The organism is Nitrosomonas marina (assembly GCF_900111605.1).
Lineage (GTDB): Bacteria > Pseudomonadota > Gammaproteobacteria > Burkholderiales > Nitrosomonadaceae > Nitrosomonas > Nitrosomonas marina_A.
In genome coordinates this window covers 44264-65898 of the sequence record NZ_FOIA01000002.1, presented here as the reverse complement: position 1 = coordinate 65898, position 21635 = coordinate 44264, and the positions used below count along the sequence as shown (strand labels likewise).

Sequence of the window (21635 nt, the reverse complement as noted above, 5' to 3'; positions counted from 1 at the left end):
ACTGATACGGCAAACCTGGTAATAAATTAAATAGACTCCTGGTTGTATAAAATCGACGTATTTAAAATGCGCAGCAGTTTGTCTGCATACTGTGGATCAGTTGCATAACCGGCGCGTTGTAAACCATGTGCAAAATCTGCGGCATTTTCGGAGTTAAGCACGTTTTCATACCGTGGATTATTGGACAGCAGATTTGCGTAATCGCGGAAACCTTCTTCGTATGAGCTATAAGCACGGAATTTTTCGATCGATTTTTGTGGTGCTCCATTGATATATTCAGTTGTTATGGTTTCAACCGTTGCGCCTTTCCAACTGCTTCCTGCTTTTATACCAAACAGATTATGACTGGGTGAGTTATCCGGGTGGCGTATTTCATATTTACCCCAGCCACTTTCCAGTGCTGCCTGTGCCAGCATAAAATGCGCTGGTATTCCTGTGGTTTCTGCAGCATTGTTAGCATGTGGCAACAGTGTATTGATAAAATCAGCCGTTCTATCAGATCCGGATTTTGCTGGTTCTGCATGAATTGCGGTTTTGCTCGTTGACATACTTACGTCAGGCGCTGCCGGCCAGAGAAGATCAGACTTGTCAACTGCAGGTGATGACTGTTCAGTGAACATATCTGAAATAGTTGCGGCTTTGGCAGCCGTATTAATATCAGACCCTTGATAAACGGCCGGTTCAACCGCCTTGCCGTTTTGAGGTTCATTCGGATTATTTAACTGGTCGTTTGGAACAAAACCCGTTCCACCTTGTGAAACAGTGCTCTCAGGCACTTGAGGGTTCTGACCGTTACTATTGGCCCTGGTGAGTTGCTCAACCATGATATCGGCAAGACCAATACCCTTTGTAGACATGGTTTGGGCCAGTTGCTGGTCGTACATCTCAGTATAAAACTGCGTCTGCTGGTTGTCGGTCAGGCCGCTTTTCAGCGTTGCATCCCGCATGCTTTTTATCAGCATTTGTAGAAACAATGCTTCAAATTGTTTTGCGGCTTCGTGCAATGCTGCTTTTGAGTCCTGTTTTGACAGTAGGTGAAGATGATCAACACTTTTACTGTCAATGGCAAGTCTGTTGCTTATGTCTGACGAATTCATAAGATATATTATCTGGTTTATATTATTTCCAGTTCTGCGCGTAGCGAACCCGCTGCTTTCAATGCTTGTAAAATAGATAGCAAATCCTGTGTTGTAGCACCTATCGCGGTAAGCGCATTTACGACTTCGCCAAGATCGGCTCCGGATGGCAGTAGCATCAGATTTCCTTCATCGCTGCGGATTTCTACCTGTGCACGTTGTGCGACGACTGTCTCACCACGCCGTGCAAAAGGGCCGGGTTGGCTGATGACTGGTTCATTGTTGATGATAATAGATAAATTTCCATGCGCAATGGCGCTGGATTCCAAGGTGACAGACTGGTTCATGGCAACAGAGCCGGTGCGCGAGTTGACAATGACCCTGGCGGCATCTTTGGCTGGCGTGATTTCCAGGCTCTCAATCTGTGAAATAAACATGACGCGCTGGTTACTGTCATGCGGCGCTCTGACCTGTATCATTCGGCCATCAATGGCGCTTGCTGAACCAGGGTAATAGCTGTTTATTGCATCGACGATACGCTTGACGGTGGTGAAATTGGTGGAGTTGAGTTCCAGATTGATATGTTCTGTCTGCCCAAGTGAGGCTGGGACAGCCCGTTCGACTGTGGCGCCGCCGGCAATTCTACCCGCATTTAAATGATTGACCTGTACGCTGCTGCCAGCTGCGGCAGCGCCTGCACCGCCCACCAAGACGTTGCCTTGCGCCATTGCGTAGATTTGATTATCAACGCCTTTCAGTGGCGTCATCAGTAAAGTTCCTCCACGCAGGCTTTTGGCGTTACCCATTGACGAGACAGTCACGTCGATAGCCTGGCCAGGTTTGGCAAAGGCCGGCAGGGTTGCTGTTACCATCACGGCGGCGACATTGCGTAATTGAAGATTGGTTCCAGGTGGCAGATTGATGCCCAGTTGTCCAAGCATATTGATTATGCTTTGGACGGTAAATGGCGTCTGTGTTGTCTGATCACCACTGCCATCAAGACCGACGACCAGTCCGTATCCAATTAACTGGTTGCTGCGAACACCCTGTATACTCGCCAGATCTTTGATGCGCTCGGCCTGACTGTACAAGGGCGAAAATAGCGTTGCTAATAAGCTAAGATAAATAAGTGTGCAGCGTATCATCATGGCGCAAATATCATTTAAATTGATTGTTCAGTCAGCTGGCCCTAGAACGGAGACACGTTAAGAAAAAATCGTGACAGCCAACCCATGGTTTGTGCTTCATCGATATAGCCATTAGCACGATATTCGATGCGAGCGTCAGCAACCTGGACCGACGAGACAGTGTTGTTGATAATATTAATCGGATTTACCATACCGGAAAGACGGATGAATTCGTGACCTTGATTAATGCCGATCTGTTTTTCTCCACTGACTAGTAAATTACCGTTAGGCATTACTTCTATGACAGTAACTGCAATCGTGCCGGTGAAATCATTATTGCTGGAACTGGCACCTTTGCCATCAAAAGTGTTGTTGGTGGCCGTTTCAACTTCAGTGCCGCCTAAAAAGTCTAACGGTATACCAAGGACAGCAGTGGGAATTGAGAAATCAAAACTGCCGGAACGATCGACGTTGCTACCTGATTGTTTTCTAGCGTTTGTTTTTTCATTCAAAGTGACGATGATCGTGTCGCCTATTCCCCGTGCACGTCGGTCTTCGAAAAGTGGTGTGTAGCGCGTGCCGGCTGCATGGCTGACACCCTGAAAAATCCCACCACTGATATCCGTAGTCACCTCAGTTTGCAGTGGCCTTGATGTAATCGGCTGGTGAATTGTTGTAGACGGTGTTAATGCACATCCTGAAGCCAGCATCACGCAGGCAATCAGCATCAGCAATAGTACCGAGGATTTGCTTTGCAAAAAGAGTTGTGTCACTGTTCGGTCCAATGGTCAGTCAGATCACAATTGTGCAAGTCTTTGCAGCATCTGGTCGGATGTTTCTATGGACTTGGAATTGATTTCATAAGCGCGCTGCGTTTGAATCATGCCTACTAGCTCTTCTACGACATTGACATTTGAGGTTTCGACAAAGCCCTGGTTTAATAATCCAAGCCCATTTGTTCCTGGTGCGTTGGGATTGGCCACGCCGCTGGATGCTGTGGGTAAATACAGATTCTCGCCAATTTTTTGCAGACCGGCCGGATTAATGAAACTTGCAATTTGAATATTGCCAACCTGTATTGGGGTTGCCGAACCGGGAACCAGCGCCGAAACTGTTCCATCACGCCCAACGGTAATGCTTAATGTGTTGGGTGGAATTGTAATGGAAGGTTGTATAACATAGCCGCTTGAGGTAACAAACTGGCCGTTTATGTCGGATTGAAATGCTCCATCTCTGGTATAGGCCGTTGTGCCGTCTGGCATTAATACTTGAAAGAAACCTTCACCTTGTATCGCAATATCACGTGGATTGCCTGTTTGCTGAAGGTTGCCCTGTGTGAAAATACTTTCGGTCGCAACAGGACGAACACCAACTCCAAGTTGTAATCCTGATGGTAATTGCGTTTGTTGGGAAGACTGTGCGCCGGGCTGACGAACGGTTTGGTAAAGCAGGTCTTCAAAGACTGCTCGAGCTCGCTTAAATCCATTTGTGCTGACGTTCGCAAGGTTATTGGAAATGACGTCCATCTTGGTTTGCTGTGCATCAAGTCCTGTTTTTGAAATCCATAGAGAACGTATCATGATTTACTCCATACAAGTTGATTAAACGGGTGAAATTGATGTTTATGTTCGAACAACCATAATTTCGCTGGCTTGCTGTGCATTACGCTCTGCGCTTTCAAGAATCTTGATGTGCATATCAAACTGGCGCGCCAGTGCAATCATACTGACCATTTCGTGCACCAGATTGACATTGCTTCCTTCCAGTGCGCCTTCGACAAGTGTTACATTGGCGTTAGCCTGCGGAACTATTTCATCTTTCATGCGGAATAACCCGTCTGCACCTTTGATCAGCTGGTTTTCTGGCGGATCAACCAGCTTGATCCGACCTACAATTGCGACAGTATTCGGCAGTGGTGTGATTGGTACGGCCGATACTGTTCCATCTTTCGCAATGGTGATGCGATTATCCTGAGGGACGGTAATGATCCCGGTGTCTCCTTTGACATTAAAACCATTATGAGTCTGCAATATCCCGTTCGGACTGATCTGCAGGCTGCCGTTGCGAGTATATGCCTCTTTACCATCCGGTAATTCGACTGTGATCCACCCTGACCCGCGAATCGCCACATCAAGATTACGATCAGTCTGTTGAATTGGGCCGGGTGTGAAATCTGCCCCGGTCGTTGAATCGACTACAAACGCGCGAGTCGGCAAACCGTCACCATAAACTGGTACAGCACGAAACGCATTATTTTCTGAACGGTAACCCGTCGTGGATGCGTTGGCCAGGTTATGTGAAACTGTTGCTTTTTGGTTCAGCGTATGTGCTGCCCCAGACATTGCTGTGTAAATCAGGCGGTCCATAATTGTTTACCTATTACAGGTTTACCAGTGTTTGTAAAACAGCATCCTGTGTTTCGATGGTTTTTGCGTTTGCCTGGTAGATGCGTTGTGTGGTTATCATATTAACCAGCTCGGCGGTAAGGTCTACATTAGACTCTTCAATAGCTGAAGATTGCAGTACACCCATAGTGCCGGACCCTGGTGCACCCACAAGCGGTTGGCCAGATGCTTTCGACTCCACCCACTGATTGTCTCCGATCGGTATTAAACCTTGCGGATTGGTAAAGTTGGCCAATACAACCTGACCTAGTTTCCGGGATTCGCCGTTTGTATAGTTACCGTTAATAAAACCTTCTTCATCAATGGAAAAACCGGCAATGGTACCTGATGAAAATCCATCCTGACTGATTGCATTGACACCAAACGCAGTGCCAAACTGTGTAGTACCGGTTAGATCCAAAGAGAAATCAAGTGGAGATGTTGCGCCTAATGCGGGATTAATTGTTGCAAGATCAACCGATACGTTAATTGGTACGGCTGGAGCGGTTAAATTGCCGTTGGTATCAAAAGTCAACGCTTGAGATGCACCGCCTCCGAGCGTTACACCAACCGGCACGCCGGCAGCTGTTGTCTGGCCATCAACAGTTGCGTACATGTCCCAGGAATTGGCGGCATTCTTCTGAAAGTACATAGAAAAAATATGCGAATTGCCCAGACTGTCATATATCGTTCCCGATGTGGTGCCATTGTATGTTGAAGGATCAGTTGCATCAAAAGTAGGCACCGGTGCTGGTACTGCTACTCTCGAATCAAGATTTAATTCTGTATTGAAGCTTGTCGTTGTATTGGGGGTCAGAGCAGCAGTCGATATTCTTAAATTTGTCGGGTCAGCTGTCAAAACCTGACCGTTGGCATCGGTTGCGTATCCAGTCAGATTTAAATTACTGTTGTTGACAATATACCCGTTGGCATCAACATGGAACTGACCATTTCGGCTGTATGTAGTGGCGCCGTTATCGTTCATGCGAAAGAACCCATTACCGTTAATTGCGATATCTAGTGGATTGTCTGTTACAGTGATATTCCCTTGTGTAAATTCCTGGGCTATATCAGCCACTTTAGCGCCTATACCGGTTTTATCCTTGAGTGCACCAGATAATGCGTTGGCATATACATCGCTAAACTGGGCCTGCCCCTGTTTAAATCCGATAGTGTTTGCATTTGCTATGTTGTTACCAATAACATCAAGGCTTTTTGATGCTACGTTTAATCCGCTTAATCCATGCTGGAATCCCATTTTTAACTCCTTCCTAGAATATCTGTTTGATGTCCGCCATATTAATCAGGCCAAGCCTGCCCATGTCGAGTATGGCATCATGTTCACCCGCCGATACGCTTTCGACCTGACCTAAAGCAAGCGGACTGGCCGTCATTTCCTGATCTCCTTGTACCGCTTTAATGGCGAAACTGTATTGGCCGTTTGCTGCATTTGCACCGCTATCAGCAATACCATCCCAAATAAAAGTATTGACACCAGAAGGTTGTGCGCCTAGTTCAAGTGTGCGTACTGCGATACCAGAGCTGTCGAGAATAGTGACGCTGAGTTTGTCTACGGATTGCGGCAACTCGAATCCGCCAATAGCCGCATTATTGTCGAGCGACAAAGTTGTGCCGGGTACCAGCGCTTTGTGGCCGATGAGATTGGTTGCTTCCAGCGTCCGGCTGTCTTCAATGCCATCAAGCAGCAGTTGTAACGTATCATTGAGTTTGTCTATACCGGTTACAGTGCTGATTTGAGCCAACTGGCTTGTTACTTCGGCGTTGTCAAGTGGATTAAGGGGATCTTGATTCTGCATCTGAGTAACCAGCAGCTTTAAAAAGCGATCTTGCGGGTTATCTACACTGTTTTTATTTTTATCTGCAGAGGTAGAGATGTTTGTCGTCGAATACGGTTGCTTATTGACTTCTTGGACGGTATTCATGTTTATCTAACTCCCTATTGACCGATTGTGAGCGTTTTTTGCAGTAAAGATTTAGTCGTGTTCAGGATATCTACATTGTTTTGATACGAACGCGATGCAGACATCATGTTGACCATTTCGTCAACAACATTGACATTTGGTTTGATGATGTAACCGTCTTCATCGGCGAGCGGGTGATTCGGTTCGAAGGTTTTTTTCATTGGTGAAGCATCATGAACCACACCGGCAACCTTAACACCGCTGGCACCGCTTTCATCCGCCAAAAGTGTGCTAAAAACAACCTGTCGTCCACGATAGGGTTCCCCCGATGAATCTGTGACACTATCGGCGTTCGCCAGATTACTCGCCACTACGTTTAGGCGTTGAGACTGCGCGGTCATTGCAGAACTTGCAATGTTGAATACTTTAAACAGTGACATGATTATCGCTCCTGGATAGCTGACAGCAGGTTTCTGAATTGCCCGCTGATAAAGGTTAAACTGGCATCATATTTGATTGAATTATCAGCAAACCGTGTACGCTCTGAATCCATATCTACCGTATTGCCGTCAGCGCTGGGCTGCAATGGAACGCGGTAAAGAACGCTGTTGCTGATGCCGCTACCTTTGTTGTTACTGATATGCATAGGTGAAGTTGTCGAAAGCGCTGTCGCAGGCGCAGTTGTCGCAAGTTTTTCCTTTAATACGTTCGAGAAATCAATATCTTTTGCCTTAAAATTTGGGGTGTCGGCATTTGCAATATTGCTTGCAAGCAGTTCCTGCCGCGCAGCTCTGAGGCCTAGCGCTTGCTGATGAAAGTTTACTGTTTTATCTAACTTGCTGATCATATGACTTCCTGATAAAAATGAGTTGATATCATTGAATGCATTTTTCATGCCATTTTTTCCATGTCGACTATGCTATTTCATTTCATGTATCAGCAATGGCTCAAAAAGAACGTAAAATAGCCGCTAACTCTAAACACCTGGGTTGTTAATTCGCATTAATATATTGTCCTGCCGGCAAAAACTGCCGGTTTATGGCGAACAAGCGGCAATATTATTGAGGCAATGTGTATGCGTAAAATTACAGTGTTAGGTTTTTTTTTAGTAATGGCTAGTCCAATTTGCCTGTTTGCAGAAAGTCCTCACACGCAATCGAGGTATCAGGAAATTTCGTTGATACAAAAGGCAGTTGAAGATTATGTTTCCAATCATGCAGTCAATCCTGCCGGCGATGTTCAGGTTGAAGTCGGCCAGATTGATCAGCGAATTACGCTGCCAAAATGTGAAAAATTGATACCGTTTATGCCATCGGGCAGCCGTTTGTGGGGAAAAACATCAATAGGTGTACGTTGTGACGATCAGGTGTCCTGGACAATTTATGTGCAGGTTGAAGTCAAGATCTTTGCAAATGTGCTGCATGTTACACAGCCGGTATCACGCGATCACACGATTACCCATGGCGATGTGGCGCCTCAGACTGTTAATCTGACGCAAATGCCTGAGGGTGTTTTGACAGATTATTCGCAAGCCGTTGGTAAAATAGTGGTTTCAAATCTGACCATGGGACAGCCCCTGCGGAAGAATATGCTGCGCGCTCCTAATGTGATATTGAGGGGACAAAACGTGAAATTAATGGTTAACGGGCGTGGGTTTAGTGTCAGTTCTGAAGGACACGCGTTGGCAGATGCGGCTGAGGGTCAGGTTGTTCAAGTACGCAATCCCTCCGGACGTATTATCAGTGGTCTGGCTAGGCAAAATGCAATTGTCGAAGTGAACCCTTAACATAAAAAATGATGTTGTAGAAAGTAAGTATCACAAAATTATTTAGTATCAGGATAAAATAATAAGCAGGGAATGTTTTCATGAGCAGGTGTATTTTGTTACAAAGTGTTGTGTGACTGAATAGTTAAAATTCTGGGAAATTCAATATGAGCCAAGACAAGGAAGCAATACTCGATCAGTTGAACTCTATTTTTCAAGATACGTTCACCGAGGATAATTATTCTTTCTCAATTAATACCACACGCGATGATATTGAAGAATGGGACAGTTTGAGTCATATCAGATTGTTGACTGCTATTGAAGCAAATTTTGGCGTTCAATTTGACCTGGATGAAATAGGTAATATGATCGACGTATCCACCATAGTCGATCTCTTACATGCAAAGCTCGCATAAAAACAGCTCATAAAGTATTCATGCACGATCTACCCTGGTTACTCGCTCCTTCCGATGATTTTAATGAACGCTGCATCCAGTTGGGGCGTCACCAGACTCCTGTCGCCGAAGTACATGCACTAGCGAAATATGCATTGTCCATTAATCAGGCCAATCGCTTGTATCAGGCCATTGGAAAGTTAACTGCTGAAACCCGTTCATTGCTGAGCCGTTCACTGACGCCTTTCAGATTGGGCATAGTCAGTAATGCGACCATGGATTTGATGATCCCGTCTATCGTAATTTCGGCAATTCGCAATGGCATAGATATTGAGGTGGTTTCAACAGATTTCGGTCAGGTAGCACAGGAGGCGTTTGATGCAGGTTCGAAACTTAATACGGCAAGACTGGATGCTGTACTGATAGCACTGGATTATCACGCCTATCCATTTCTTGCTGATCAATTAAGCACGTCTGGGGAGGTGTTGCCTAGTGATAAAGCTTTTGATTATCTGAAGCAAATCAGAGATTCCTTCAAACAGAGTGGCGGCATGATTTGCATAGCGCAAACACTAGCAGAACCACCTTACGAATTTGGGGGGAATTTTGATGCTCAGCTTGATGGTTTATTGCGTAAATCGCTGACTGAATTTAATCGTGCGCTGGTAGACGATATCAGAAGCAGTGTGGATGTGCTGTTCGATGTTGCAGCGTTGGTCAATATGGTTGGCGCCTGTCAGTGGTTTGATGAACGGCAATGGTATTTATCCAGGGTACCAATGGCAAATGTCTTTGTCCCGCTGTATGCCGAGTATTTAACTAAGCTGGTCGCCGCATTACGCGGAAAAAGTAAAAAATGTTTGGTACTGGATCTGGATAATACACTGTGGGGCGGCGTGGTCGGTGATGATGGATTGGAAGGAATACAGATAGGACAAGGAAATCCGGTTGGTGAATCGTTTCTTGCAATTCAACAGTGGGCGAAGACATTAAAAGATCTGGGTGTCATTTTGACGGTATGTTCAAAAAATGATGAAAATATTGCGTTGGAAGTGTTTCGAAAGCATTCCGGCATGCTGTTGAAAGAGAATGATTTTGCTGTTTTTGTGGCTAACTGGGAAGACAAGGCGACGAATATCAGATTTATAGCAGAAACATTGAATATTGGCCTGGATGCAATGGTGTTCGTTGACGATAATCCCGCTGAGCGTGAAATTGTCCGTACAATGCTGCCCGAATTAACTGTGCCTGAACTGCCCAAAGATTCATCGCAGTTCTTGCGGATATTGTGTGCTGGACGTTTTTTCGAGAAAATCGATTTCACCGAAGATGATGCACAGCGAAACGCGCAATATTTGAGCAACGCTCGACGCCAGGAAATTCAAAAAACTGCCGCAACCCTGGAAGACTATCTGGCTTCGCTTGAAATGTACATTAGCTTTTCACCGTTCAACGAACTGGGTCGTAAACGCATCGTACAGCTCATCAATAAAACCAATCAGTTCAATTTGACAACACGGCGTTATACCGAAACGGACGTGTTGCAGTTCGAGAATGATCAGCAGTATGTAACACTTCAGATAGAATTGCAGGATAAATTCGGTGATAACGGCATGATCAGTGTTGTTATTTGTAAAGTTCACCAGGACCGCTGGGATATCGATACCTGGCTCATGAGCTGTCGCGTTATAAAGCGCAGGGTTGAAGAGGCGGTTTGTGACCAACTGGTTGCACTTGCAAGAAAAAGCGGAATAAGCAAGCTGCGCGGATTTTATCGTCCAACTGAGAAAAACGGCCTTGTCAAAGAGCATTATCGTCAGCTCGGATTTGACTGTATTTGTTCAGATGAATCTGAAGATATCTGGGATCTGGCAGTTGAGCATTACCAAATGAAAAATCCACCCATCACAGTCAGAAAATCATCGGTGATTCAATAACATTCAAAAATACGAAGATGAACTGGCATAAAATAGGCGCGTTTCAGGTTGATCAGGAGACAAGTTGTCGGTTTGCGCAAGTATCGGGTGATTACAATCCCTTGCATGTTGACCCTGTACTTGCACGACGGTATCAATTCGGAAGCACAGTGATGCATGGCGTGAATGGTGTTCTTAAAGCGCTGGATTGTATGTTGAAGATGCATGGCTGTACGGTGTCGATCGACACCCTAAAGGTGCAGTTTGTTCGCCCGGTACTGCATGGCGACCGTGTCGATGTGTTCAGCCAGCAAATTACAGAACAGGATTTCAAGTTGCGATTGTCAGTACAAGAGCGCCGGGTTCAGGATATCGATCTGAAATTTGGAGATCAATCTGGTATAGAGCCGGAAATGGTTACGTATCACCCCGTGTCGAAAGAAACGCCACAGCCTGTAGACCTGCATTTTGAGAACACCAGAGATCTGGAAGGCATGCTGGATTTGGTCTGGATACCTGATACTGTTCAGGGATTGTTCCCTTACGTTATGAAATTTTTACCGGATAACCAGATTGCAGTAATACTGGGTTTAACTCAGATTGTTGGCATGCATTGTCCCGGACTTCACTCAGTTTTTACCGGATTGTCAGTACATTTTAAACAGAAGGCTACGGCCTGTGACAGGAATCTGAAGTTTACAGTTCTGCATCGTGACAATCGTTTTTCGCTGGTGACTATTGGAGTTACGCATAATACTGCAAATGGAGAAATTCACGCACTATTTCGGCCTGAACCGGTATCGCAGGAAACTTACACTGAATTACAGACATTTGTACCGAAAAACCAGTTTGTTGAACAGAAGGCACTGATAATAGGTGGCTCGCGTGGTATTGGCGAGGTGACCGCCAAATTGATAGCCGCCGGCGGCGGTTATTCTGTGATCACATACAACCAGGGAAAGCAGGATGCGCAAAAGATAGCCGACGATATTCGCTCGCACGGCGGACGCTGTGATGTTCTTTCATATAACGTTTTGTCCGGACAGGAAGTTAATATTACAAACTGTATTTCAAATGAGCGTATTTCGCATATTTATTATTTTGCGTCTCCTTTAATCGAAAAAGGAGATCGCTTGCTATGGGATAATACAGTCTTTCATAAATACTGTAATTTTTACCTGACGGGTTTTGCAGCGCTGATTGAAAAATTTTTATGCGATGCCGCATATGGCAAGCAGCCGATAACAGTTTTTGTTCCATCAACAATATTTCTTGAACAACCCCAGAATGGGTTCACTGAATATATTGCAGCCAAAGCTGCTGTAGAGGCTTTTGTTCAACAATTATCAGCAAAATATCCAAACTGGATATTTCATGTGCCCAGATTGCCAAGAATGCTGACTGATCAGACCAGCGGTTTAAATGTAAAGTGGGCGCAGACTACAGCTGCGACAATGCTGGATGTACTTTTATCGATAAACACATCAACACGGTAGAAAATGTCAAACAATCCAAAAAAGCATTCTGCAGTCGATGCAACAAATTTGACGCCAATCCTTGAAGAGGATCTGGATGACGTGGCGCTATTCCTGCATCATCATATGAATAACCGATTTACACAATCTGAATGGAAGCAGGGTATCAGTCAATCCTGGATGCCAGAAGTGCCGAATTATGGCTTTATGCTCAAAAATGATGCGCAGATTGTGGGTGTTCTATGTGCTATTTACTCCGAACAGTCTATTGCCGGAGAGCTGAAACGATTTTGCAACCCGCACAGCTGGTGTGTACTTGCCGAGTTTCGCAAGCGTAGTATTGAGCTTGTTCTGGCGTTGATACAACAGAAAGCCTATATATTCACTATGTTTTCACCCAACAAGGATGGACTTGAAATATTCAGGTATTTGAAATTCAAACCGTTGGATAATCATGTGTTAATTTTTTTGAACTGGCCGTCTGCGTTTGGTGCCGGCCAAATCCCTGAATTTCGGGATAATCAACAGTTATTACAGCACTTGCCGGAGCCAGTCGCTAAACAATATCAGGATCATGCTCATTTCTCATGGCTGAATTACTTGTTTTTTAAAGAAGGAAACAGGTATGGTTTTTTGATTTACAAACGACGGCTTTATAAAAGGCTGGGTAGCGCATGGATAATGTACATTAGCGACGCAGCTCTATTTCGCCAGTGTTGGCCGGCCATACGTGCGCATCTGCTCCTTAAACACGGACTGTTTACGAGTAAAATAGAAGCCCGATTGCTGGACCAACCGATTAAATCATGGTTTAAACCGGAGCAAGGAACTCAGAAGTTTTACTTAAGTGATGAAATATCAGCTGACAATATTCAGAATTTATATAGTGAACTGGTCGCTTTGGATTTGTAAATTTATCGTTTTTACTGGAATGTGTGAATGAAACTGGAAAATGAAATAATCAATATTGTGCGTGATGTACTGGTACTTGGTGATCGCGCAGATGATTTTAATGCCTCGACTGGTCTAATGGGTGATATCCCTGAATTTGACTCCATGTCAGTGGTTGCCATTATTACTGCACTGGAAGATGAATACGGTTGTGTTTTTGAAGATGATGAAATCACTGCGGAGGTGTTCAAAACAATTGGCAGTTTAACGCAACTGGTCGAATCCAAACTCTGAATTATGCGTTCGCAATTCAAAGTCGAGGCTGATTATATTCGTGGTGGAGCAGGGAAGTTATTTGCTTTACACTATGCACCACCCAATATCACTGATAAATCGGAGTGCATAGTTGTAGCAGCATCTTTTGCAGAAGAAATGAATCGCTGCCGCTATATGAGTACAATGTTCGCCCAGCAGATATCGCAGTTTGATTTCGGTTTTTTGTCGGTGGATGCTTACGGTACAGGCGACAGTGAAGGTGATTATAAAGATTCAAGTTGGAATCAAAGCTGTCAGGATTTACAGACAGCAATATCATATGCCGGAACGTTGGGTTATCAGAAAGTATCTATTCTGGGAGTGAGGCTAGGTGCACTACAAGCCATGCAGGCCGCTGGTACAACCGAGTGCTTGCAGCGTTTGATTTTCTGGCAGCCGGTTATAAACGGCCAGGCCGCTTTAACACAATTTCTGCGCATCAGAATTGCTGCATCCATGCAACGTGGAGAGCAACAGGAAACAATCCAGGAACTGGAGAACCTGATCAACAACGGTCGGCATATTAATGTATCAGGATACGATGTTGGACCTGATCTTTTTAAAGGTATAAAAGCTGCAAAATTTGATTCATTTATCAATTCACTTGCAGTACCTGTCGGCTGGTTTACCGTGATTGCCAGTTCAGACAGGAAAACACCAAAAGGCGATATGATGATGATTGAGAAGTTGCGGCAACATGACATACGAGTCGATCATCAGGAGATTATTGGACCACCGTTCTGGCTTGCGCATGAGCGCACGCTTGTACCAGAACTCGTTGAAGCCACAGTACGCTATGTCACCCATCCATACTGAAATTCCCGTTGTTTTTCCGTGTGAAAACGATCCGCTGGTCGGCATTATCAATAAACCGGAGAGTGCAGGCAAAGTTGGCGTGGTGATCGTGGTTGCTGGCGGACCGCAGTACCGTGTAGGTGCACACAGGCAGTTTGTGACACTTTCCAGATTGCTTGCCAGTCATGCCATTGCATCTATTCGTTTTGATCATCGTGGTACGGGCGATAGTGCTGGTGAATTGCGTGGTTTTATCGATATGGGTGCTGATATACAAAGTGCGGTGAATACTTTGCTCAGCCATGTACCTGAAATCGAGAAAATTGTTTTATGGGGGGAGTGCGAATCCGCAACCGCCAGTGCGTTTTATAGTTATTCAGATCCACGTATTCTAGGTATTTTTATGGTAAACCCTTGGATTCGGACCGAAGCGGGCTTAGCCAAGACCATGATCAGGTATTATTACTGGCATCGTCTGTTTGAGAAATCGTTCTGGACGAAGGTTATATCCGGTGATTTTTCATTAACAGCTTCGTTGCGTTCATGCATAGACATGATTAAATCGACGCTGTCGAGTTCGAAAAGAAATATCGATTCTGTTGACAATGATGCATTTGAGACATTACCTTTACCAGAACGTCTGGCGAAAAGCTGTCAGCAGTTTACAGGTGAGATGTTCATTTTAACGAGTGGACAGGACTATATTGCAAGGGAATTTAATGATTACGTCAAAGCCTCCTCGATCTGGCAGGAATTGGTTGCTTGCAAGCGTGTGACGTTGAAGAATATTCTCGAGGCGGATCATACATTTTCAAGGCCGGAGTGGCGTCATGAGTTGTTTGACTATACGATTAACTGGTTAAAACACGTTAAATCGTTTCAACAAGATTCAAAGCAATAAAAATACATCATCACATTTTGATTGGGCTGTCGCTGATATGAGCAGTTTCTCCGATTGTTTCTGTCAATGACGAAATGATTGCTCATAATAACATAGCGGCGCATGAATGATTTCGGTGGGAACCGTCATGTTGTTCCTGGAGTGCGTGCATTCCTTTGTCGATATGCTTTACAAAGCAGGTTGCGGCAACGAATTTTTACCTGACTCTTATCATTTGTCTGCCAACAGCAGTGTTTTTACCGCAATAAAATTTCAAGTATGGATCAAGCGGTGATTTCTTTGCAATGGTGTGGCATACCTGGGTAGTGCTAAAACTGTTGAACAGAATGTGGAATACGAGAGTTGCTATCGTGTCGGGAAGGATATGCAGGCTGTTTTGAAGTTGATTACTGATGCTTTCGAAACAGTTTCAAACATCCGTTTGTTTAATCTGACGCATTCTGACTATCAAACAAAATAAAAATATTGGTTTTTTCAGATCCTGTGTCTTTTTTGGTAAAATATGCGCTTATTTAAAACATATTATTGGAGTATTTGATGGCAATTGAAAGAACTTTTTCCATTATTAAGCCTGATGCAGTTGCTAAAAATGTAATTGGCCAGATTTATTCACGCTTTGAATCAAATGGATTAAAAATAATTGCCGCACGTATGACACAGCTTTCCAGAGCCGAGGCCGAGCAGTTTTATGCCGTACACCGCGAACGTCCTTTCTTTAAGGATCTGGTCGACTTTATGATATCCGGTCCAGTTATGGTACAAGTGCTTGAAGGAGATGATGCGATTCGTAAAAATAGGGAACTTATGGGCGCAACTGATCCACAAAAGGCGGAAAAAGGAACCATACGTGCTGATTTCGCCGACAGTATTGATGCCAACGCTGTGCATGGTTCGGATGGGCCTGAAACGGCTGCTGTTGAAATTGCCAGTTTCTTCCCTGCATTAGCGATTTATTCCCGTTGATTACAGTCTTTTTGTTGCATTCAATCAAACTGTGACAGTAAATTTACTTGACTACGACAGAGAAGGTCTCATCCATTTCCTCGCGGAAATGGATGAGAAGCCGTTTCGTGCCAGACAGTTACTGAAGTGGATTCACCAATCGAATCAGCCGGATTTTAATCAGATGAGTGATCTGGCAAAGAGCCTTAGAACCAAGCTTTCAGAGTCCTCTGTCATTACAGTACCTCAGGTGCTCCGTGATCATACTGCTGCAGATGGAACGCGTAAGTGGCTGTTATCTGTTGGTGCCGAAAACGGCATAGAAAGTGTTTTCATTCCCGAAGAAAATCGCGGTACGCTGTGTGTTTCCAGTCAGGTTGGCTGCGCCTTGGCCTGTGCATTTTGCGCGACGGGTAAACAGGGTTTTAACCGTAATCTATCGGTTGCTGAAATTATTGGACAACTTTGGCTGGCCAACAAGCTGCTGATGGAAGTTGCTGACAGTCAACCAGTGTTAAAGACACGGTCTGGGATTTCTCTTGTACAAATCGAGCAATCAGTCCGAAAAGTTACCAATATTGTCATGATGGGAATGGGTGAACCACTTGCCAATTTTGAGAATGTCGTGACTGCGCTAAATATCATGATCGATGATCATGCGTACGGATTGTCGCGACGGCGCGTAACGGTCAGTACTTCAGGAATTATCCCCGCGATGGACCGGTTGCGACAAAGATGTCCGGTGGCCCTGGCTGTGTCTTTGCATGCGCCAAATGACACACTGCGTGATCGTCTGGTGCCGATAAACCAGAAGTATCCCATCAGGGATCTGCTGGCGGCATGTCAGCGTTATCTGCAGGACGCGCCACGAGATTTTATTACATTTGAATACGTGATGCTTGACGGTATCAACGATAGCGCATCGCATGCACGCGAGTTAATCAAGCTTGTCAAGGATGTACCTTGCAAATTTAATTTGATTCCATTTAACGCTTTTCCAAATACCGAATTTAAACGTTCTTCGTCCGAATCGATTCGTATATTTCGTGATATGCTAATGCAGGCTGGTTTGGTGACAACGGTTCGTAAAACACGTGGTGATGATATTGCTGCTGCATGTGGCCAGTTGGCGGGACGCGTGTATGACAAAACCCGTCGAACTACCAGAGCAAACGTGGAGGTCAATTGAATTTTATGAACGCAATCCTGCGGAAAATCAAGCTTGTAAGTAATACAAAGCTGTCAGTATTCGTTGTGGTACTGAACATTTTTCTGAGTGGATGTGTCCATGAACCTGTAGAAGGACGGTTGACACCGGAACAAACCGCGGCGCGCCTAGAGAAAAGTGCGCGTATACATACCGAACTGGCTGCAGAGTATTATTATCGGGGACAATATAAAGTAGCTATGGAGGAAATTGATGCAGCCCTTGAGTCAAATCCAAATTATGCACCTGCTTTTAGCGTGCTTGGGTTAATTAATATGGCTTTAGGTGAAGACGATAAGGCGCAGTCCAATTTTAATCGTGCATTGAAAATCGATCCTAAGAATTCCGAGTTGCACAATAATTATGGCTGGTTCTTATGTGAGCGTTTTCCGGATCAGATTGACAGAGCAATAAATCATTTCATGACCGCGCTACGAGACCCACTGTATGAGACGCGCCATGTTGCTTATGCCAATGCCGGTATTTGCGAGCTGAAACGTAATAATTTTTCCGAAGCATCTTTATACTTTAATGAATCTTTGTCGTTACAGCCAAATTATCGCCCGGCTTTGGTTGGTCTGATCGAAATGGATTTTAATTCGGGAAAAAATGCGGTGGCTCAATCAAAATTATCAGATTTCATGCAAAAATACCAACCAACTGCTAGAAGTCTGTGGCTGGGGGTTCAAATAGAACGGAGAGCTGGAAATACCCGCGCTGCAAACAGCTATCTATTTCAGTTACAAAAAAACTTCCCAAACTCCAGTGAAACCAGAGCTTTGAGAGAGGGTGGCCTTTGAAATGGATGATAGTAACGACAAAAAACAGCAACATAATGAGTCCGGTCATTTGAATGATGCTTTAATGGAGAATCTCCAGAATAATGCGCGAACTCAGAGTGACGATGACGCTGAAACTGATCAGCATGTTCATGATAAATTGGAGCAGTCATCAAAGCCTGATAGCACACCCGGTTTAACAGGAGATGTATTGGCAAATACATCAACCGTAGAACAGGGGCCGGAAATCAGCCGTTTTCTAAAATCGGAGATTCACTCAGACACATCCGATCATCGGGTATTGGATTCCGCAAGTATTGTTCATGGTATAGGTCATATGCTCCAAAATGCGCGGGTATCAAGAAATATGAGTGTTGAGGAAGTATCACGTCAGCTCAGAATTTCTGTCCAGCAGGTAGAAGCAATCGAGAAAGAAAATTTCGATGAACTGCCAGGACGAACATTTGTTCGTGGTTTTGTTCGTAATTATGCCAATTTGATGCAGCTTGATTCTGCCGCTATTGTACAATTGCTGCCCGGTCCCACGACGACTGTTTCGCACATTGAGCATACGCCTTTCAAGGTCCAGGAGATGAAACCGTCTTCAAGGAATGGCAAAGGGATAGGCAGTACAGTTCCGATCATTGTTATTTTAGTGTTTCTGGCAGCGACCGGTTTTTTCTTATTTGAAAAATTTCCGTTCTGGCGCCAGGCAGTCCAGAGTTCCGATATGGCGATTCAAAACCAGAATGGCCAGGCATCTGTGGAATTGCAGTTGCCGTTATCTTCACTTAAATCATCAGATACCAAGAAGGTTGATATTGCCAAATTCAATAAGGACTCTGTATCTGGTATGGGTAGTGTTTCAACAATGAATACATTTGGTACCCTTACTTTGAATTTTTCAGCCGATGCGCATGTAAAAGTTACCGATGGTAACGATGATATTATATTTGAACAAGATAATACCAGCGGTACCCAACAGAGGATTAGCGGCAAAAAACCCTTGTCGATTATCATCAGCGATGCATCGGCGGTTGAAGTTACCTATAATGACCGGCTCATTGATATAAAACCATATACCAATACGCAAAACGGCAGTGCCCAGCTAATATTTGAATAGACATTTTATATTTGGTTAGCGCTGTTTCTGAAATTCTTCCATAATGAAAAAACACCTATGATGTCTCCAGATCGTTTCACTTTACAACGTCGCTCCAGCGTTGGTGTCAACATTGGAACTGTTCAAATCGGTGGTGGTGCACCGGTCGTCGTACAATCGATGACCAATACCGATACCGCCGATGAAATTGCCACAGCTGAACAGGTATCGCAACTCGCACGCGCCGGTTCTGAACTGGTGCGTATCACAGTGAATACAGCCGAAGCGGCAAAAGCAGTTCCCGGTATACGGCAGCGACTGGATGATATGGGTTGCCATGTTCCTCTAGTCGGTGATTTTCATTTTAACGGGCACAAGTTGTTGACTACTTATCCGGAATGTGCGCAATCTCTGGCAAAATTTCGAATTAATCCTGGAAACGTTGGTAAAGGTAAAAAGCGTGACGAACAATTTGCTACTTTAATCGAAACAGCCTGTCGATATGATAAACCTGTTCGCATCGGCGTGAACTGGGGTAGCCTCGACCAGGAAATGCTGACACGTATCATGGACGAAAATGCCCGCTCAAGCGATCCGAAAGATTCGGCATATGTGATGCGTGAGGCGTTAATTACCTCCGCGCTTGAGAGTGCAGCAAAAGCGGAAGAGATTGGTTTGCCTCGTAGCAAAATTGTTTTATCGTGCAAGGTCAGTGGTGTACAGGATTTGATCTCGGTTTATCGCGAACTCGCTGCCCGGTGTGATTATGCACTACACCTCGGTTTGACGGAGGCAGGAATGGGTTCCAAGGGGATTGTTGCGTCGACTGCTGCGCTTGCTGTACTTTTGCAGGAGGGTATTGGCGATACAATTCGCATTTCATTAACACCCGATCCGGGCGGTTCCCGTTCACGCGAGGTAATTGTTGCGCAAGAGATACTGCAGACAATGGGGTTGCGTGCGTTCGTTCCACTGGTTGCTGCATGCCCTGGGTGCGGGCGCACGACCAGCACGTATTTTCAGGAATTGGCTGAAAATATTCAGAGTTATGTGCGCGACGAAATGATTGTCTGGCGTGATCAGTATGAAGGTGTTGAAAACATGTCACTTGCTGTTATGGGATGTGTGGTAAATGGTCCCGGAGAGAGCAAGCATGCCAATATTGGTATCAGCTTGCCGGGCTCTGGTGAAAGTCCGGTGGCGCCAGTCTATGTAGATGGTGAAAAAACAATCACTTTAAAGGGTGATAATATTGCAGCAGAGTTTCGTCAGATCGTCGAGAACTATGTTCGGGAAAAATATCCCAGAAAAGCAGGATAATGGCTAAAGTTGTAAAAGCAGTGCGCGGGATGAATGATATTCTTCCCGAAGAAGCTCATTTATGGCATTTTTTTGAGCAGACAGTGCACAATTGGCTTGCATTATATGGCTATAGCAATATTAGAACGCCTGTTGTGGAACATACAGATTTATTTGTTCGTTCTATCGGTGAAGTGACAGATATTGTTGAAAAAGAGATGTACAGTTTTGTCGATCACCTCAATAACGACAGACTGGCATTGCGTCCTGAAGGTACTGCTTCATGTGTACGCGCTGCTATCGAACATAATCTGTTATACGGTGGTCCGCAACGCCTTGCATATTCCGGTCCGATGTTTCGACACGAGCGACCACAAAAAGGGCGTTATCGTCAGTTTAATCAGGTTGGTGTTGAAGCGCTGGGTTTTTCTGGTCCTGATATAGATGCAGAATTAATTGTCATGTGCACGCGTTTATGGCAAATGCTTGGTATCACAGGTCTGCGTTTGGAGATTGGTACGCTGGGCAGTGCAGAATCCAGGGCGATACACCGGGCGCGGTTAATTAAATATTTTGAGCAGCACGTCAAACACCTGGATGAGGATGCCAATAGACGTCTGCATGCAAATCCATTGAGAATACTGGACAGCAAGAATCCAGAGATGCAGCCAGTTATTGAGCAGGCACCCAGGTTAATTGATGATTTGGATGAATCTTCGCGTATTCACTTTGAAACATTACAGCAGTTGCTGCGCGAGCAGGGTGTTCAGTTTGAAATTAATCTGCGCTTAGTCAGAGGGTTGGATTATTACAATCGTACTGTCTTTGAGTGGATTACAGATAAGCTCGGAGCACAGGGTACAGTGTGTGCTGGCGGGCGCTATGACGGATTGATAGCACAAATAGGGGGCAGACCGGCACCGGCATGTGGATTTGCCATGGGCGTGGAGCGGCTAATGGCGTTGATGCACGAATGTGGCAAAGAAATCGCACGCTCAGTTCCTGATGTCTATATTGTACATCAGGGTGAGCAAGCCACGAGTTTTGCATGGAAAACTGCGGAATTGCTGCGCGAATCAGGCTGTCAGGTTATCCTGCATTGCGGTGGTGGCAGCTTTAAGTCACAAATGAAAAAAGCAGATGCCAGTGGAGCTCGTTTTGCAGTCATCATCGGTGATGACGAGGCTGTGATGCAGGTTGTCACGTTAAAGCCGTTACGTGAAGTAGCTGATCAAGTCAGAATTGACTTGAATACACTCAGTGATTTGATAAAAGCGAAAAACTGATAAGACGATGTTACAGCCAAGACACTAAAAATGTATTCAGTATAAATTTAGTTTCAAT

The 21635-nt window shown here is 44.9% G+C and carries 23 protein-coding genes; 14 read left to right on the top strand and 9 right to left on the bottom strand.

The features are described 5' to 3' along the window. Positions 1-26 precede the first annotated feature (26 nt). From flgJ to flgB, 9 genes are all read right to left on the bottom strand, one after another. Positions 27-1097, bottom strand: coding sequence for a flagellar assembly peptidoglycan hydrolase FlgJ (gene flgJ, locus BMY62_RS01345; RefSeq protein WP_090655474.1), 1071 nt, complete (start codon positions 1095-1097; stop codon positions 27-29). Positions 1098-1114: 17 nt separating this feature from the next. After that, on the bottom strand, positions 1115-2224 hold the full coding sequence (locus BMY62_RS01340; protein WP_090655471.1) for a flagellar basal body P-ring protein FlgI: 1110 nt from the start codon (positions 2222-2224) through the stop codon (positions 1115-1117). A 41-nt stretch (positions 2225-2265) separates the two neighbouring features. Then, entirely contained in the window at positions 2266-2931 is a 666-nt protein-coding gene (locus BMY62_RS01335) for a flagellar basal body L-ring protein FlgH (RefSeq protein WP_090655469.1), read from the bottom strand. Between the two features lie 69 nt (positions 2932-3000). Beyond that, positions 3001-3783 carry a flagellar basal-body rod protein FlgG gene (gene flgG, locus BMY62_RS01330; protein ID WP_090655466.1) on the bottom strand — a complete coding sequence of 261 codons (783 nt, stop codon included), beginning with the start codon at positions 3781-3783 and terminating at the stop codon, positions 3001-3003. 42 nt (positions 3784-3825) lie between these two features. Next, positions 3826-4569, bottom strand: coding sequence for a flagellar basal-body rod protein FlgF (flgF, locus tag BMY62_RS01325; RefSeq protein ID WP_090655463.1), 744 nt, complete (start codon positions 4567-4569; stop codon positions 3826-3828). Positions 4570-4582: 13 nt separating this feature from the next. Further along, the gene (flgE, locus tag BMY62_RS01320) at positions 4583-5845 is read right to left on the bottom strand and encodes a flagellar hook protein FlgE (protein WP_090655461.1); all 1263 of its coding nucleotides are present in this window, start codon (positions 5843-5845) and stop codon (positions 4583-4585) included. Positions 5846-5858: 13 nt separating this feature from the next. After that, complete coding sequence (locus tag BMY62_RS01315; protein WP_090655459.1) at positions 5859-6530, bottom strand: flagellar hook assembly protein FlgD; 672 nt, start codon at positions 6528-6530, stop codon at positions 5859-5861. Between the two features lie 14 nt (positions 6531-6544). Next, positions 6545-6949, bottom strand: coding sequence for a flagellar basal body rod protein FlgC (gene flgC / locus BMY62_RS01310; RefSeq protein WP_090655456.1), 405 nt, complete (start codon positions 6947-6949; stop codon positions 6545-6547). Between the two features lie 2 nt (positions 6950-6951). Next, complete coding sequence (gene flgB / locus BMY62_RS01305; RefSeq protein ID WP_090655786.1) at positions 6952-7356, bottom strand: flagellar basal body rod protein FlgB; 405 nt, start codon at positions 7354-7356, stop codon at positions 6952-6954. 330 nt (positions 7357-7686) lie between these two features. Between flgB and flgA the strand changes: the two genes are divergently transcribed. The 14 genes from flgA to hisS all read left to right on the top strand — a co-directional run bounded on the left by flgA (position 7687) and on the right by hisS (position 21577). Further along, a complete protein-coding gene (gene flgA, locus BMY62_RS01300) occupies positions 7687-8295 on the top strand; it encodes a flagellar basal body P-ring formation chaperone FlgA (RefSeq protein WP_256207379.1) in 609 nt (202 codons plus the stop codon). 146 nt (positions 8296-8441) lie between these two features. Then, positions 8442-8690: an acyl carrier protein gene (locus tag BMY62_RS01295; protein WP_090655451.1), complete on the top strand. Its 249-nt coding sequence runs from the start codon at positions 8442-8444 to the stop codon at positions 8688-8690. A 20-nt stretch (positions 8691-8710) separates the two neighbouring features. Continuing rightward, positions 8711-10606 (top strand): HAD-IIIC family phosphatase, encoded by a 1896-nt coding sequence (locus BMY62_RS01290; protein ID WP_090655447.1) that lies wholly within the window; start codon positions 8711-8713, stop codon positions 10604-10606. Between the two features lie 17 nt (positions 10607-10623). Beyond that, positions 10624-12081, top strand: a complete 1458-nt coding sequence (locus BMY62_RS01285; RefSeq protein WP_090655444.1) for an SDR family NAD(P)-dependent oxidoreductase — start codon at positions 10624-10626, stop codon at positions 12079-12081. Positions 12082-12084: 3 nt separating this feature from the next. Continuing rightward, positions 12085-12972 (top strand): hypothetical protein, encoded by an 888-nt coding sequence (locus tag BMY62_RS01280; protein ID WP_090655443.1) that lies wholly within the window; start codon positions 12085-12087, stop codon positions 12970-12972. Between the two features lie 27 nt (positions 12973-12999). Continuing rightward, positions 13000-13245 (top strand): acyl carrier protein, encoded by a 246-nt coding sequence (locus BMY62_RS01275; protein WP_090655440.1) that lies wholly within the window; start codon positions 13000-13002, stop codon positions 13243-13245. Between the two features lie 3 nt (positions 13246-13248). Beyond that, a complete protein-coding gene (locus BMY62_RS01270; RefSeq protein WP_090655437.1) occupies positions 13249-14082 on the top strand; it encodes a hydrolase 2, exosortase A system-associated in 834 nt (277 codons plus the stop codon). After that, on the top strand, positions 14063-14962 hold the full coding sequence (locus BMY62_RS01265) for a hydrolase 1, exosortase A system-associated (protein WP_177170255.1): 900 nt from the start codon (positions 14063-14065) through the stop codon (positions 14960-14962). The genes BMY62_RS01270 and BMY62_RS01265 overlap by 20 nt, the downstream gene beginning before the upstream one ends. A gap of 537 nt (positions 14963-15499) precedes the next feature. Continuing rightward, complete coding sequence (ndk, locus tag BMY62_RS01260) at positions 15500-15925, top strand: nucleoside-diphosphate kinase (RefSeq protein WP_090655431.1); 426 nt, start codon at positions 15500-15502, stop codon at positions 15923-15925. Between the two features lie 31 nt (positions 15926-15956). Continuing rightward, complete coding sequence (rlmN, locus tag BMY62_RS01255) at positions 15957-17093, top strand: dual-specificity RNA methyltransferase RlmN (RefSeq protein WP_090655428.1); 1137 nt, start codon at positions 15957-15959, stop codon at positions 17091-17093. Between the two features lie 5 nt (positions 17094-17098). Then, the gene (gene pilW, locus BMY62_RS01250; protein WP_090655425.1) at positions 17099-17911 is read left to right on the top strand and encodes a type IV pilus biogenesis/stability protein PilW; all 813 of its coding nucleotides are present in this window, start codon (positions 17099-17101) and stop codon (positions 17909-17911) included. Between the two features lies 1 nt (position 17912). Then, on the top strand, positions 17913-19013 hold the full coding sequence (locus BMY62_RS01245; protein ID WP_090655423.1) for a helix-turn-helix domain-containing protein: 1101 nt from the start codon (positions 17913-17915) through the stop codon (positions 19011-19013). Positions 19014-19073: 60 nt separating this feature from the next. Next, positions 19074-20312: a flavodoxin-dependent (E)-4-hydroxy-3-methylbut-2-enyl-diphosphate synthase gene (gene ispG / locus BMY62_RS01240; protein WP_090655783.1), complete on the top strand. Its 1239-nt coding sequence runs from the start codon at positions 19074-19076 to the stop codon at positions 20310-20312. After that, positions 20312-21577, top strand: a complete 1266-nt coding sequence (gene hisS / locus BMY62_RS01235) for a histidine--tRNA ligase (protein ID WP_090655421.1) — start codon at positions 20312-20314, stop codon at positions 21575-21577. The genes ispG and hisS overlap by 1 nt, the downstream gene beginning before the upstream one ends. The last annotated feature ends 58 nt before the right edge of the window (positions 21578-21635 follow it).